The following is a 13,853-nucleotide window of genomic DNA, read 5'->3' as shown; positions in this document are numbered from 1 at the left end:
GTCGAGGGCGACGACGCGGGTCTCCCCCTCCCCGTAGACCTTGTTCAGGCCGGTGGCGCGGGCGGCCGCCAGGCCGGTGCGGACGGCGGTTGCGGGGAACGTCACGTGGACTCACTCCTGGGGATGAAAAAACGGAAAATCGGACTCCAGTCCATCCTCCCAAGGCGTTCTTGTGCGACGTGTATGCCGAGCGGACGGTCGGCCCCCGCCGACCCGGCGGGGTGGCGGGGGCACTCTCCTCCTCTGGTATGACCCGGACCCCTCAGGGGCGGGGCCCGGCCGGAAGCCTTCGGCCGTCCCGGCCGGGCGATCCCGGCGGTCCCGACCGGGGCGCGGCCCGGGTCCGGACCGGCGCCGGGCCGCTACTCCACCGCGACCCCGAAGGCCGTCGCCAGCCCCGCCAGACCGTTCGTCACCGCCCGGCCGGACGGGCTGAACTCCCAGCCGCCACCCGAACGCCGGAAGGCACCCAGCACCATCGCGCTGTCCGGCACCCCGCCGGTGGTGCCCGCCCAGTCCGCCGGACCGGCCGCACCAGGCCCGTACGCGGCGGCGACCGCCAGCCCGTGCACGTACCCCAGCGGCACCACCGGCGGCTCCTCCTCCTCGGTGGAGACGGCCACCACCACCTCCTCGACCGCGGCCGGCAGCCGGTGCAGCTCCAGGGTCAGCCGGGCCGCCCGGGTCGGCTCGCCCGGCACCGAGCGGGTCGGGTGCAGCCGGACCGCGCCGTCCGGGTCCTGCGGGCTGTTGAAGAACACGAAGTGCTCGTCGCTGAGCACCCGGCCCCCGGCGCACAGGAAGGCGGTGACGTCCAGCTCCACCGCGTCCCCGCCGGCCGTCCGGCTCTGCCAGCTCACCGTGAGCGCGGTCTCCCGCCCGGCCGGGTCGGCCTCCTGCGGCCGGGCGCCCGCGGCGGCCGGGGCGCCCCCGCCGAGCCGGCCGCGCAGGCCCTGCTCGGCCAGCAGCTCGACCAGCTCCGGGCCGCTCACCAGGGTCAACGGCTTGCCCTCGATGTAGCTGTACGAGCCGCGGCCGAAGCCCGCCGTGGTGACCAGGATGCCCTTGATCGCGCCGTGGTGGCGCACGGTGGACTCCAGGTCGCGCACGGCCGTCGGCGGAACGGTCTTCTTGTAGCGCTTCGCCTGGATCACGATCTTGCCGCCGGTCACCGGGTCCAGGTCCTCGGCGACCACGTCCACCCCGACGTCGCCGCTGCGGGCCGTCGTCATCACCCGGAAGCCGCGCAGCCGGAACAGCTCGGCGATCAGGTCCTCGAAGTCCAGCGGATCCATCTCGAAGAGGTCCGGCTCGTCCTCGCCGCCGTGCCCGGCCAGGCTCCCGCCGACCGTCTCCGGCCGCCGGTCCGGCCGGACCTCGTCCAGCCGCTCCGGGCGCGCCGACAACCGGCCGCCCAGGCCCTGGAAGCACTCCACCGCGTCCACCCGGTCCAGCGCCAGCCCGGCGATGCCGGCCCGGGTCGCGGTCAGCGTCGACACGAAGCGCTCGGCCTCCCGGCCGGTCGCCGGGTCGATGCCGAGGACGAAGCCGTTCAGCACCACCGAGTCCAACAGCCCGTCCCGGTCCGCCCGGAACACCTCCGCCACCACCCGCAGCGCCGACTGCGCCAGGACCTGCCGGTACAGCGCCTTGCGCTCCGTCGCCGGGCGGGCCACCTCGGCCTCGCGGTCGTCCGACTTCACGTACCGCACCCGGCCGGCCGCCGGCACCACGTCCGCCCCCGGCAGCTCCCAGTTCACCACCAGCTGGCGGCCCGCCGCGTCGAAGGCCGCCACCAGCCGGTGCGGGAAGCCCTCCGGCCAGGCCGCCGAGGCGTACAGACCCGCCGTGAAGTACTCCTGCACCGCCTCCGGCTCGCCCGCCCGCAGCCGGCGCAACAGCTCCTCGGTCCGGGCGCCGCGCTCCTCGTCCTCGCGGCGGAAGCGCTCCACCCGGGCCAGGTACTCCCGGTGGTACGCGGCCAGCCGCTGCTGCCGGTCCGCCTCCCGCGCCTGCGCGGCGTACCAGTCCTGCTCGAACCGCGCCCGGGCCTGCGCCAGGTACTGCTCGTACTGGCGCCGCACCCCCGGATTGCGGGCCTGCACCGGATCCGGCGGCGGGACGAAGTAGGCGGCGGACGCCTGGTCCGGCATCGGCACCGGCCCACCCAGCGGCCCCGGATCGAACGGCGGCACCGCACTCGGCGCCAACAGCGCCTGCGGACCGAACGCCGGCGCGGCCAGCCCGGCCGCCAGCAGGCCCCTCAACTCCTCCACCCGGGCGTCCAGTTCGGCCGTCCGTCGAGCCGCCTCGGCCTCCCGCGACTGCTGGTACGCCCGCTGCGCCTCCCGCTCGTTGCGGGCAGTCGCCCGTTGCGCCTCGCGCTGCTCCCGCTCCCGCCGGCGCTCCTCCGCCGCCTCGGCACGCCACCGGGCCTCCTCCCGGCGCTGCTGCTGCCGCTGCGCCTCCGCCCAGATCGCCAGCACCCCGCTGCTCCGCCGCCCCGCCACGTCCACCCCTCCTGTCCGCGCCGCCTCCCGGCGGCGCCACCGACCGCGCCCGCCACAATAGAACGCGGACACCCCACCCGGCCAAGCGCCCGCGACCTGCGGGGTCGCGGCCGCCACGGCGCTGCCGAACCCGGCACCGCCGGCTCCTTCGACGACCCCGGCACCGGACCGTCCCGCTGACACCATCACCGACGACACGGGCGTCGCCGCGGAAGGCGCCCCCGCCGCCGACCGACCGAACAGCCCACCACCGAGGCACGCCGCCCGCCGATCCGCCCGCGGGAGGGACGGGTGCGGTTTGTCGGTGGCGGCGGGTAACCTCGCTGCTCCGAGAGGGAAGGATGCCCGTGACGATTCCCCCACCGCAGCAGCCGGACCGGCCGGCAGGCTGGGTCTCCACCGGCCTGGGCTGGCAGGCGGGCCGCGCCGTGCTCGGCGCGGTGCGCGGCAGCCGGGTGCACGAGCGCGCCGTCACGCCCGGCGCGGAGGTCGGCTGGCTGCTCGGCGGGCCGCGCCGCTGCGTCGGGGCCTGGCTGGTCGGGGCGACGGAGCGCACCCCGTGCCCGCACCACGCGGTGATCGATCCGGACGGCGGCGCGACGCAGTGCCCGGCCTGCCAGAGCGTGGACCGCGGCCTCGCCCTGGCGCGGGACCAGATCCTCGACGACGGCCGCACCTACCTGCTCTACCTCGCCTGGTTCGGCGAGGGCCTGCTGAAGGTCGGCCTGACCGCCGAGCAGCGCGGCGACAGCCGACTGCTCGAACAGGGCGCGCTGGCCTACGCGTTCACCGCCAGGGGCGGCCTGCCCGCGGTGCGCCGCGCCGAACTCACCGTCGCCGCGTCGGGGTTGGCCCGTGAGCGGTACAAGTCCCGGCTCAAGGCCGAGCACTGGTGGTCGCACGGCGACGTCCCGCACCGCCGTACGGTGCTCACCGAGGCCCGCGCCCGGGCACACCGGCTGCTGGACGGCCACGCCGTGGAGCTGCTCGCGGACCGTCCGGTGGTGGACCACGTGGAGCGCTACGGCCTGGCGGCCGGCGCCCCGGAGACCTACCGGGAGATCGCCGGTCTGGCCGACGGCGCCGTGATCGCGGGCCGGCTCCGGCCGCCGATCGGCAAGCACCTCTTCCTCGACCAGGCCGACGGCTCCGGCCCGCTGCTGCTGGACACCCGGCGGCTCACCGGCTGGACGCTGACGCCCGTGGCCGGCCGGGCGTCCGAGGGGCTGATCCTGCAGGAGCGCGTCCGCCCGCCGGAGCCGGACACCCAGGAAGCGCTGTTCTGAGCCGGCGGCGTCAGCCCAGCTTGCTGCGCAACCCGCCCGGCCCCGAGCGGGCCCGGCGGGACAGCGGCGGCCGGGACGGGCGGACGTCGCCGCGCACGACCTGGTCGGCGGCCTCGGCGGCCCGCCGGGCGAGCGCGGCGCGGGCGGCGGCCAGGGCGACGCGGGCGAGCAGCGGGTCCTCCCGGACACCGGCCTCGCGCTTGGCGCTGTGGCAGCCCGTGCACCAGACCGGCGAGGCCGGCCCGTCCGGGTACACCATCTCCTCGGGCGGCAGGTAGTGCCCACCGCACTCGACGCACTCGAAGACCAACCTCATCCGACGATCACCGTCCCGGATCCGTGGCACCGACCGCAGGGCGACCAGAATTCGTGGACCCTGGGCACCATGCTCCCTTCCTCGTCCAGTTCGACCGTTGCCTCGGTCTTCTGGGTCCCCCCGGACCCGCCGCAGCCGGAGCAGGACTGAACCTCGGGCATATGCCGTCCCTCCGTAGCGGAGCACCACCGTAGCGCGATTTTCGGCCTGCGAGCACCGCTCCCGACGATCCACCACCCGTACGGGGAGCGCGAAATGGCGCCGCACGCCCCGCCGGACAGGGTCGGCCCCTCGCGCGAGCACCAGCGCGAGGGGCCGACGGTCGGTGGTCCCGACCGCGTGTGGGGGAGCGTCAGCCGCGGGCGGCCCGCAGGAACTCCCGGTTCATCGCCGCGATGCTGGGCAGCGGGATCCCCTTGGGGCAGGCGGTGGCGCACTCGCCGGTGTTGGTGCAGCCGCCGAAGCCCTCGGCGTCCATCGCCGCGACCATGTTCCGCACCCGGGAGGCCCGTTCCGGTGCGCCCTGCGGGAGCACGTTGAGGTGGACGACCTTGGCGGAGGTGAAGAGCATCGCCGAACCGTTCGGGCAGGCCGCCACGCAGGCACCGCAGCCGATGCACTCGGCGTGCTCGAAGGCGGTGTCGGCGGCCTCCTTGGGCACGGGCGTGGCGTGCGCCTCGGGGGCGCTGCCGGTCGGGGCGGTGATGTAGCCGCCGGAGCCGATGATCCGGTCGAAGGCCGAGCGGTCCACCACCAGGTCCTTGACCACCGGGAAGGCGGCGGCCCGCCACGGCTCGACGTCGATGGTGTCGCCGTCCCGGAAGTGCCGCATGTGCAGCTGGCAGGTGGTGGTCCGCTCGGGGCCGTGCGCCTGGCCGTTGATGACCATGCCGCAGGCGCCGCAGATGCCCTCGCGGCAGTCGTGGTCGAAGGCGACCGGCTGGTCGCCGCGGGTGATCAGCTCCTCGTTGAGGGTGTCGAGCATCTCCAGGAAGGACATGTCCGGGCTGATCCCGCTGACCCGGTAGGTGGTCATCGACCCGGGTGCGTCCGGGCCCGCCTGGCGCCAGATGCGCAGGGTGAGGTTCATGCGTAGCTCCGCTGGGTGGGGTGGACGTGGTCGAAGTCGAGCGCCTCGCGGTGGAGGACGGGCGCCGCGCCGGTGCCGGTGAACTCCCAGGCGGCGGCGTACGAGAACTCCTCGTCGCGCCGGGCGGCCTCGCCGTCGGGGGTCTGGCTCTCGGTGCGGAAGTGGCCGCCGCAGGACTCGGCGCGGTGCAGGGCGTCCAGGCACATCAGCTCGGCCAGCTCGAAGTAGTCGACGAGCCGGTTGGCCTTCTCCAGCGACTGGTTGAGCTCCTGCCCGGTGCCCGGCACCTTGATCCGGCGCCAGAACTCCTCGCGCAGCTGCGGGATCCGCTCCAGGGCCCGGGTCAGGCCGGCCGCGTCGCGGGCCATCCCGCACTCGTCCCAGAGCAGTTCGCCGAGTTCCCGGTGGAAGGAGTCCGGGGTGCGGTCGCCGTCCACCGCGAGGATCAGGTTGAGCCGGTCCTCGACCTCGGCCGTGGTCCCGGCGAGCACCGGGTGGTCGGCCGGCACGGCGGGCAGCGGGTTGCGGGCCAGGTAGTCGTTGAGGGTGGGCGGTAGCACGAAGTAGCCGTCGGCGAGGCCCTGCATGAGGGCGCTGGCGCCGAGCCGGTTGGCGCCGTGGTCGGAGAAGTTGGCCTCCCCGATCGCGAACAGGCCCGGGACGGTGGTCTGCAGGTCGTAGTCGACCCAGAGCCCGCCCATCGTGTAGTGGATCGCCGGGTAGATCCGCATCGGCACCCGGTACGGGTCCTCGGCGGTGATCCGCTCGTACATCTCGAAGAGGTTGCCGTACCTGGCCTCGACGGCGTCCCGGCCCATCCGGCGGATCGCGTCGGCGAAGTCCAGGTAGACGCCCTGGCCGCCGGGGCCGACGCCGCGGCCCTCGTCGCAGACGTTCTTGGCGGCCCGGGAGGCGATGTCGCGCGGCACCAGGTTGCCGAAGGACGGGTAGATCCGTTCCAGGTAGTAGTCCCGCTCCTCCTCGGGGATCTCGGCCGGCGCCCTGGTGTCGCCCTGGGCCTTGGGCACCCAGATCCGGCCGTCGTTGCGCAGCGACTCGCTCATCAGGGTGAGTTTGGACTGGTGGTCGCCGGAGCGCGGGATGCAGGTCGGGTGGATCTGGGTGAAGCACGGGTTGGCGAAGTGCGCGCCGCGCCGGTGCGCCCGCCAGATCGCGGTGGCGTTGGAGTTCTTGGCGTTGGTGGAGAGGTAGAAGACGTTGCCGTAGCCGCCGCTGGCGAGGACGACGGCGTCGGCCGTGTGGCTGCGGATGTCACCGGTGACCAGGTCGCGGGCGACGATGCCGCGGGCCCGGCCGTCGACGACCAGCAGGTCCAGCATCTCGGTGCGCGGGTGCATCTCCACGTTCCCGGCGGCGATCTGCCGGGAGAGCGCCTGGTAGGCGCCGAGCAGCAGCTGCTGGCCGGTCTGGCCGCGGGCGTAGAAGGTGCGGGAGACCTGCACGCCGCCGAAGGAGCGGGTGTCCAGCAGGCCGCCGTACTCGCGGGCGAACGGCACACCCTGGGCCACGCACTGGTCGATGATCTCCACCGACACCTGGGCGAGCCGGTGCACGTTGGACTCCCGGGCGCGGAAGTCACCGCCCTTGACGGTGTCGTAGAACAGCCGGCGGATCGAGTCGCCGTCGTTGCGGTAGTTCTTGGCCGCGTTGATGCCGCCCTGGGCGGCGATCGAGTGGGCGCGGCGCGGGGAGTCCTGGAAGCAGAACTGGACGACGTGGTAGCCCTGTTCGGCGAGGGTCGCGCCGGCGGCGCCGCCGGCCAGGCCGGTGCCCACGACGATCACGGTGTGCTTGCGCCGGTTGGCCGGGTTGACCAGCTTGGCGTCGAACCGCCGCTGGTCCCAGCGCTGTTCGATCGGCCCGGCCGGGGCCCTGGTGTCGGCGATCGGCTCGCCGACGGTGTAGTCCTGGTAGCTCACTTCACCACTCCGGTCATCACGGCCACGGGGACGGACAGGAACCCGGCCGTCAGCACGAGCGCCAGGCCGTTGGCGGTCAGCTTCAGCGCGCGGTCCCGGCGGGCGTTGTTGGCGCCGAGGGTCTGCGCGGCGCTCCAGAAGCCGTGCCGGACGTGCAGGCCGACGGCCAGCATCGCGACGACGTAGAACACGTCGACGTACCAGCGGTCGAACGAGGCGACGACGTTCTGGTACGGGTGGCCCTCCTCGGCGGCCGGGTTCACGGTCAGCGTGGTCAGGTCGAGGATGTGCCAGACGATGAACAGCGCCAGGATCACCCCGCCCCAGCGCATGGTCCGGGTCGCGTAGCTCGCGCGGCGGCGCTTGTGCGCGTACTTGCTCGGCCGGGCGGCGAGGTCGCGGCGGCTGAGCTGGTAGGCCGAGACGCCGTGCAGCACGACGGAGGCCAGCAGGCCGACCCGGGCCATCCACAGGAACCACGCGTGGCCCAGGAACGGCTGCCCGATGGTGCGCAGCCAGGCGGCGTAGCCGTTGATGTCGTCCGGGCCGAAGAAGATCTTGAGGTTGCCCAGCATGTGCGCGACCAGGTACAGCAGCATGACCAGTCCGGTGACGGCCATGACCGCCTTCTTGCCGACGGTCGACCGCCACAGCGTCGCCAGGGTGGACGGATGCCGGCCCGTCCGAGTCGCGGTTGTCATGGCTGCAACGGTAGGGACGGACCTCAGGGTGCGTCCAAGACATGATGCGGCTCGCGACGATAGGCACCGGCTATCGGTGCGGCCTATCCTGGTCGGGTGCAGCTCCAGCAACTCCGCTACTTCCTGGCCGTGGCCGAGACCCGCCACTTCACCCGGGCGGCCGAGGCCGCGCACGTGGCACAGCCGTCCCTCTCGCAACAGATCCGTTCGCTGGAAAGGGAGTTGGGCGCCGAGCTGTTCCACCGCACCCGGGGCAACATCGCGCTGACCGACGCCGGGGACGCCCTGCTGCCGCTGGCCCGGCGCATCCTCGCGGACACCGAGAGCGCCCGGCTCGCCGTCCAGGAGACGGTGCAGCTGCGGCGCGGCAGGGTCCGGCTCGGCGCGCCGCCGAGTCTGTGCACCAGCCTGGTGCCGGACGTCCTGCGGGTCTTCCGGGACCGCTACCCGGGCGTGGCACTGGTGGTCCGCGAGGGCGGCTCGCGCGACCTGGTCCGCTCACTGGCGGCGGGCGAGCTGGACCTCGCGCTGATCATCACCCCGCCCACCGGGGAACAGGCGCCCGCCCTGGCCGTCACCGAGCTGCTGCACGAGGAGCTGGTCCTGGTCTCCGCCGAGCGGCGCGCCCGGCGCAAGGCGCGGGTGGCCGAGCTGCGGGACCGGCCGCTGGTGATGTTCCGGGAGGGCTACGACGTACGGGAGGCGACCCTGGCGGCCTGCCGGGCGGCCGGGTTCGAGCCGGAGTTCGCGGTCGAGGGCGGGGAGATGGACGCGGTGCTGGGCTTCGTCCGGGCCGGGATCGGGCCCGCCGTCGTCCCCGGCATGGTGGCGGCCCGTTCGGGCCTCGCGGTGACCCCGTTCGCCGGGCCGGGCCTGGGCCGCACCATCGCCGTCGCGCACGGCCACGAGGTGCCGCCCACCCGCGCCGCCGAGGCGCTGCGCTCCACCCTGCTGGCACACCTCCACGACGCCGCGCGGGCGGGCGAACTCCCGCCGGGCACCCGGCTGTTGCTGTCGTGAGGGCGGCGTATCGGGTGGTGGTCGGCCCGTCAGGCGGGCGTGTCGGGCGGGCGCGTCAGTCGGGGGTCGGCGCGTCGCCGGAGCGCAGGGTGAGCAGGGTGATCTCGCTCGGTGCGAAGACCCGGAAGGGCGGCCCCCAGAAGCCGGTGCCCCGGCTGGTGTAGAGCTGGGTGCGCTCCCCGTGCCGGCTGAGGCCGTGCACCACGGGCTGGTCGAGCCGGACGAGGAAGTTGAACGGCCAGATCTGGCCGCCGTGGGTGTGACCGGAGACCTGCAGGTCGATGCCGGCGGCAGCGGCCTGCGGGACGTACTTGGGCTGGTGGGCGACGAGCAGGACCGGACGGTCGGGGTCCGCCCCCGCCAGCGCGTCGAGCAGGTCGGCGCGGTGTCCGGCCAGGCCGGAGGACTCCGCGGTCACGTCGTCCACGCCGGCGAGGACGAGGGCGTCCCCACCGCGCTCCACCACGACGTGGCGGTTGTGCAGCGGCTCCCAGCCGAGGTCCGCCATGCGGTCCAGCCAGCCCTGGGCCTCACTGCCGTACTCGTGGTTCCCGGTGACGTAGACCTTGGCCAGCCGGGCCCGGATCGTGCCGAGCGGCGCGGACTGCTCCCGGCGCTGCGCGGGCGTGCCGTCGGCGATGTCGCCGGCGTGGACCACGACGTCCGCGTCGAGGGCGTTGACGGCCTCGGTGACCCGCGCCGACCAGCCCGCCCGGTCGATCGGCCCGTAGTGGGTGTCGGCCAGCACCACGACACGCGTCCCGTCCAGGCCCCCGCCGAGCCGGGGGAGACGGACGTCCAGCCGCTTCACCCGGGGCACGCGCATCGCCTCGTGGTGTCCCCAGCCCAGGAGCCCGGCGCAGACCACGGCGACGGTCACGGCCACGGCCCTGGCCCGGCCGACGCCGCCGACGTCGAGTCCGGCCAGCACGAGGTCCACCGAGCCGCCCAGCACCGACCAGGTGAACAGCACCCAGATCATCCCGAGGCTGGTGTCCGCGATGCGCGCGGCCCGGTCGGAGCGCCGCCGGCCGTGGCCCGCGACCATCAGGAAGGGGAAGGAGACCAGCCAGGCGGCGAACACGGCCGTGCCGGCCAGGAAGACCGGCAACGGCCAGTCGGCGCCGGAGGCGAACAGCGTCCACCACGGGGGGAGGCACAGGACCACGAGCACGAGGACCAGGACGGCCAGCCGCCGCAGCAGCGACCTCCGCGGCCGCGCGCTCCCGCTCCGGGCCGCCGCACCCGGGGCGGGCGCGGCCGGGGCGGGCGCGGCCGGGGCCTCGGGCCGGGTGGCGGTCGCGAGGGTGTCCGGTCCTCCGCGGTGCGACCGGAGGCCCGGCTCCGACCCGATGGATTCGCTGTCCGTCACTGCGCTTCCCCTCTCACGTCCTGTCCCCGTCCTCCATCATCCGGCACGCGGTGGGCGGGGTGACCGTCCGGGTCCGCGGGCCCGCGCGGCCGCGACCAGCCGACGGCGGACAGGCCGGTCCCCGTCGCGCGGACGGGCGGCTTCCTGTGCAGGGGCGGCGACGGCCCGGACCGCTCGACGCGCCGGGCCGTCGCGCCCGCCGGCCTCAGGCGAGCCGGTCGGGGATCGGCGCCAGGGTGTAGTTGGCCCACACGAAGGCGTCCATCTGGTGCTGGTCGCCGGACAGGTTGTGCACCCGGTCCACCTTGCCGTCGGCGTTGAAGTGCCAGACCAGCGCCCACATGGTGTCGACCTGGCCGACCCCCTGGGTGGAGAAGCCGCGGTGGATGTCGACCACGTACTCGTCGTTGGCCTCCAGGAACAGCGGCTCGGCCTGGAACCCGGCCTTGCCCAACTGGTTGAAGAAGGCCACGACCTCCTCCACGCCGCGCTTGGTGCCGGACAGTGCGTGGTGGCCGGGGATCGTCCACTCGATGTCGTCGGTGAGGACTTCCCGCATGCCGTCGAAGTCGTAGGCGGCGTAGGCGGCGAAGAACGTGCTGATGGCCGCGATCTTCGGGTTGGTGCTGGACACGATGGCGCTTCCTTGAGGTAGTGCGGAGTGTTCCATGACGTGATCGAGGCTGCCGGTCCCCGACCGGGCGGACCCGGCGGGCCTCCGGGCTTCCTGCCTCCGGGCTTCCTGCCTCCGAGCTTCGTGCCGTCGGGCCGAGGTCCCTAGGCGGCCGTGCCGGGGGCCGTGAGCCGGCCGGTCGGCACGTGCTGCGGGCCGGCGGCGCCGAGGACGGGGTCGATGCGGAGAACCGCGGTCGCGGGCGCGTGATGGAACAACCGGAAGAACCGGAATGAGTGGCACAACCCGTCGAACATGGCAATCCCCCCGTAGAAGGCCAGGTCGGCAACGCATACGCCCACTAAAGCAACAAGCGGTTGCGTTATGCTCGGGAAGTCTTGCAGACCGGCAGAATCAAGCGCAACCGACTACTGCGACGGGGAAGTTGAGGCGATGGGGGCGGACACGGCCGGGTGGGGCGACGTCAGGCCCGGAGGCCGTACGGCCCGGACCCGGGCCGCGGTGTTCGCGGCCGCGCTGCAGGAGCTGGCCGAGCAGGGCTTCGACCGGTTCAGCACCGAGGCGGTGGCCGACCGCGCCGGGGTGCACAAGACGACCGTCTACCGGCGCTGGGGGACCAAGGGCAACCTGGTGGCGGCCGCCCTGGAGGACGTCCTGGACCCGACGTTCCGGCTGCTGCCCGACACCGCCGACCTCGACGGGTCGATGCGCGCCGCCGCCCGGGACTTCGTCGCGGCGATGGCCGGCCGGGCCGGGATCGCGACGGTACGCGCGCTGGTCTCCGGCGGCCACGCCTCGGCGGAGATCAGGGCGCTCGTCGACCGCTTCTTCGCCGCCCGGATCGCCCGGATCGACCCCGTCGTGCAGGCCGCCGTCGGCCGCGGCGACCTCCCGCCGGGCACCGACACCGCCCTGCTCGCCAAGCACGTCGCCGGCCCGCTGTACTACCGCGCCCTGGTCATGGCCGACACCCTCACCGAGGCCGACGCGGACCTGGCCGCCGCCAGCGCCCTGGCCGGCGCGCGCCTCGGCCTGTTCGCCCCGCGGCCCGAACCGGCCTGACGGGGCCCGTAACGGCCCGGCGCCCGACGGGGATCGGAAGTCCCGCGCTGCTCAGCCCTTCTTCCGCAGCACCAGGTACTGGTCCGGCTTGAGCAGGTCCGTGCTGTAGTGGAGCGTGCCGTCCGACTGCATCGTGATCAGCCGGTAGATCGACCGGTCGGACATGCAGTCCGAACCGGGCGAGGAGCCGGTCGCCCGGGAGGCGTAGGAGACCCGGCTCTCGTCGGCATCGGTGAGCGTCCAGGCGCCTTCGCACCAGGTGCCGGTCTTCGGCGTCTCGGCGCGGATCCTGCTCTTCTCCTCACTCGGCGCCGACTGGACGATGGTGAGGGTGACGGAGGTGACGTCCCCGTTGGCGGCCTTGCGCTCGCCGACCCACGTCCCGAGGTACTTCGCGGGGATGATGCCCGGCCCCGGGTCGGTGGGGCTCGCGCCGGGCGAGGGGCTGTCCTCGGCCGGGTCGGTGCGGTCGCCGGTCGGCTGCTCGGGGCTCTTCGAGGCCGGGGCGGAAGGCGCCGTCGTGCCCCCGGCCGGGGCGGTCCGTCCGGCGTTCTTCGCGGCGTCCGGCCGGCCGTTCTCCAGCCACTGCTCGACCAGCAGGTATCCGCCGCCCAGCAGCAGTGCGGAGACCAGCACGGCCGTCAGCACGCCGTAGCTCCGCCGGCCGCGTGGCCGCTGCGGGTACGGCGGGTAGCCCGGCACCGTGGCCGGTGCGGACGGCATCGGGACCGGCGCGGGGACCGGGGTCGACGGGTATGCGCCGACCGGACCGACCGGCCTGACGGATCCTGCGGCCGGCGGGCCGTAGCCCGGCGGAGGTGGCGGACCGAACCCGGGCGCAGCGGGCACGCCGCCCCCGCCGGGTGCCGCCTTCGCCGCCTCGGCCGTCCGGGCCGCCGCCGCCACCTCCCGCACCGCCGCTGCCTCACGCGGCGCCCCGGCCCCCTGTTCCCCCTCCAGGTCCAGCAGCCGCACGGCACTGCGCCCGACCGCCGCCGCCAGCGCCGCCGGCAGCCAGTCCCCGTGCCCCAGGCGGGCGGCGGCCGTGCCGTCGACGTCCAGCCGTTGCCGCAGCTGTCCGGGTGTCGGGCGGACGGACGGGTCCTTGGCCAGGCAGTCACGGACCAGGGAGTGCAGCGGGCCGGTCAGCCCGGAGAGGTCGGGCTCCTCGTGCAGCACCCGGTAGACCAGGACCGGCGCGCCGACCCCGGAGCCGAACGGCATCGTGCCGGTGGCCGCGAACGCGAGCACCGCGCCGAGCGAGAAGACGTCGCCGGCCGGTCCGGCGGGCCGCCCGCTCGCCTGCTCCGGCGACATGAAGCCCGGCGAGCCGAACACCTGGCCGGACTGGGTGAGCACGGTGGTGGCGTCCAGCGCGCGGGCGATGCCGAAGTCGATCAGCCGCGGCCCGTCCAGGGTCAGCAGCACGTTCGACGGCTTGACGTCCCGGTGCACCAGCCCGAGGCCGTGCACATGGGCGAGCGCCTCGGCGAGGCCGACGCCGAGGGTGCGGACGGCCGGCTCGGGCAGTGGTCCGAAGTCCCGTACGGCGGTGGTGAGCGGGGGCCCGGCGACGTAGCCGGTGGCCACCCAGAGCTGCCCGCCGTCGGTGTCCGCGTCGAGGACCGGTGGCGTCCAGGTGCCGCCGACCCGTCGGGCGGCCGCCACCTCCTGACGGAACCGGGCGCGGAACTCGGGGTCCTCGGCCAGGTCGCGACGGACCATCTTGACGGCGACGGTCCGCCCGCCCGCGGTCCGGCCGAGGTAGACCCGGCCCATCCCGCCCGCGCCGAGCTGCCGCAGCAGCCGGTACTCGCCCACCTGCCGCGGATCGTCCGCTGCCAGCGGCTGCATGCCCACGCTCCCCTCGACGCCCGGCGCGGCCGTCCCCACCTCACGCGTCCGGACCAGACGCTATCGGT

11 protein-coding genes and 1 pseudogene are annotated in these 13,853 nt (G+C 74.7%); 3 read left to right on the top strand and 9 right to left on the bottom strand.

What is annotated here, in order from left to right:
• Together ABT048_RS38965 and ABT048_RS38960 are read right to left on the bottom strand one after the other, a co-directional pair.
• Positions 1–105 (bottom strand): annotated as a pseudogene (locus ABT048_RS38965) (ABC transporter ATP-binding protein); the annotation flags it as partial.
• Between the two features lie 257 nt (positions 106–362).
• Positions 363–2,510, bottom strand: a complete 2,148-nt coding sequence (locus tag ABT048_RS38960; protein ID WP_350526381.1) for a restriction endonuclease — start codon at positions 2,508–2,510, stop codon at positions 363–365.
• A 347-nt stretch (positions 2,511–2,857) separates the two neighbouring features.
• Here ABT048_RS38960 and ABT048_RS38955 point away from each other — a divergent pair, with 347 nt between their 5' ends.
• Positions 2,858–3,796 carry a DUF2797 domain-containing protein gene (locus ABT048_RS38955; protein ID WP_350526380.1) on the top strand — a complete coding sequence of 313 codons (939 nt, stop codon included), beginning with the start codon at positions 2,858–2,860 and terminating at the stop codon, positions 3,794–3,796.
• Positions 3,797–3,806: 10 nt separating this feature from the next.
• On the opposite strand, the gene ABT048_RS38950 is transcribed toward ABT048_RS38955, so the two are convergent.
• From ABT048_RS38950 to ABT048_RS38935, 4 genes are all read right to left on the bottom strand, one after another.
• Positions 3,807–4,112: a hypothetical protein gene (locus tag ABT048_RS38950; RefSeq protein ID WP_350526379.1), complete on the bottom strand. Its 306-nt coding sequence runs from the start codon at positions 4,110–4,112 to the stop codon at positions 3,807–3,809.
• A gap of 352 nt (positions 4,113–4,464) precedes the next feature.
• Positions 4,465–5,202 carry a succinate dehydrogenase/fumarate reductase iron-sulfur subunit gene (locus ABT048_RS38945; RefSeq protein WP_350526378.1) on the bottom strand — a complete coding sequence of 246 codons (738 nt, stop codon included), beginning with the start codon at positions 5,200–5,202 and terminating at the stop codon, positions 4,465–4,467.
• Entirely contained in the window at positions 5,199–7,142 is a 1,944-nt protein-coding gene (locus ABT048_RS38940; protein WP_350526377.1) for a fumarate reductase/succinate dehydrogenase flavoprotein subunit, read from the bottom strand. Before ABT048_RS38940 ends, ABT048_RS38945 begins: the two co-directional genes overlap by 4 nt.
• Positions 7,139–7,843, bottom strand: coding sequence for a succinate dehydrogenase cytochrome b subunit (locus ABT048_RS38935; RefSeq protein WP_350526376.1), 705 nt, complete (start codon positions 7,841–7,843; stop codon positions 7,139–7,141). Before ABT048_RS38935 ends, ABT048_RS38940 begins: the two co-directional genes overlap by 4 nt.
• A gap of 96 nt (positions 7,844–7,939) precedes the next feature.
• On the opposite strand from ABT048_RS38935, the gene ABT048_RS38930 reads away from it, so the two are divergent.
• The gene (locus tag ABT048_RS38930) at positions 7,940–8,863 is read left to right on the top strand and encodes a LysR family transcriptional regulator (RefSeq protein ID WP_350526375.1); all 924 of its coding nucleotides are present in this window, start codon (positions 7,940–7,942) and stop codon (positions 8,861–8,863) included.
• Positions 8,864–8,918: 55 nt separating this feature from the next.
• On the opposite strand, the gene ABT048_RS38925 is transcribed toward ABT048_RS38930, so the two are convergent.
• Together ABT048_RS38925 and ABT048_RS38920 are read right to left on the bottom strand one after the other, a co-directional pair.
• Complete coding sequence (locus ABT048_RS38925; RefSeq protein ID WP_350526384.1) at positions 8,919–10,067, bottom strand: metallophosphoesterase; 1,149 nt, start codon at positions 10,065–10,067, stop codon at positions 8,919–8,921.
• Between the two features lie 373 nt (positions 10,068–10,440).
• Complete coding sequence (locus ABT048_RS38920) at positions 10,441–10,869, bottom strand: nuclear transport factor 2 family protein (RefSeq protein WP_350526374.1); 429 nt, start codon at positions 10,867–10,869, stop codon at positions 10,441–10,443.
• A gap of 432 nt (positions 10,870–11,301) precedes the next feature.
• Here ABT048_RS38920 and ABT048_RS38915 point away from each other — a divergent pair, with 432 nt between their 5' ends.
• Positions 11,302–11,931, top strand: coding sequence for a TetR/AcrR family transcriptional regulator (locus ABT048_RS38915; protein ID WP_350526373.1), 630 nt, complete (start codon positions 11,302–11,304; stop codon positions 11,929–11,931).
• 51 nt (positions 11,932–11,982) lie between these two features.
• On the opposite strand, the gene ABT048_RS38910 is transcribed toward ABT048_RS38915, so the two are convergent.
• Positions 11,983–13,785 carry a serine/threonine-protein kinase gene (locus tag ABT048_RS38910; protein WP_350526372.1) on the bottom strand — a complete coding sequence of 601 codons (1,803 nt, stop codon included), beginning with the start codon at positions 13,783–13,785 and terminating at the stop codon, positions 11,983–11,985.
• Positions 13,786–13,853: the final 68 nt, after the last annotated feature.

Source organism: Kitasatospora sp. NPDC096140 (assembly GCF_040303045.1).
Classification (GTDB): Bacteria; Actinomycetota; Actinomycetes; order Streptomycetales; family Streptomycetaceae; genus Kitasatospora.
This window is presented reverse-complemented; position numbering and strand designations above follow the sequence as displayed.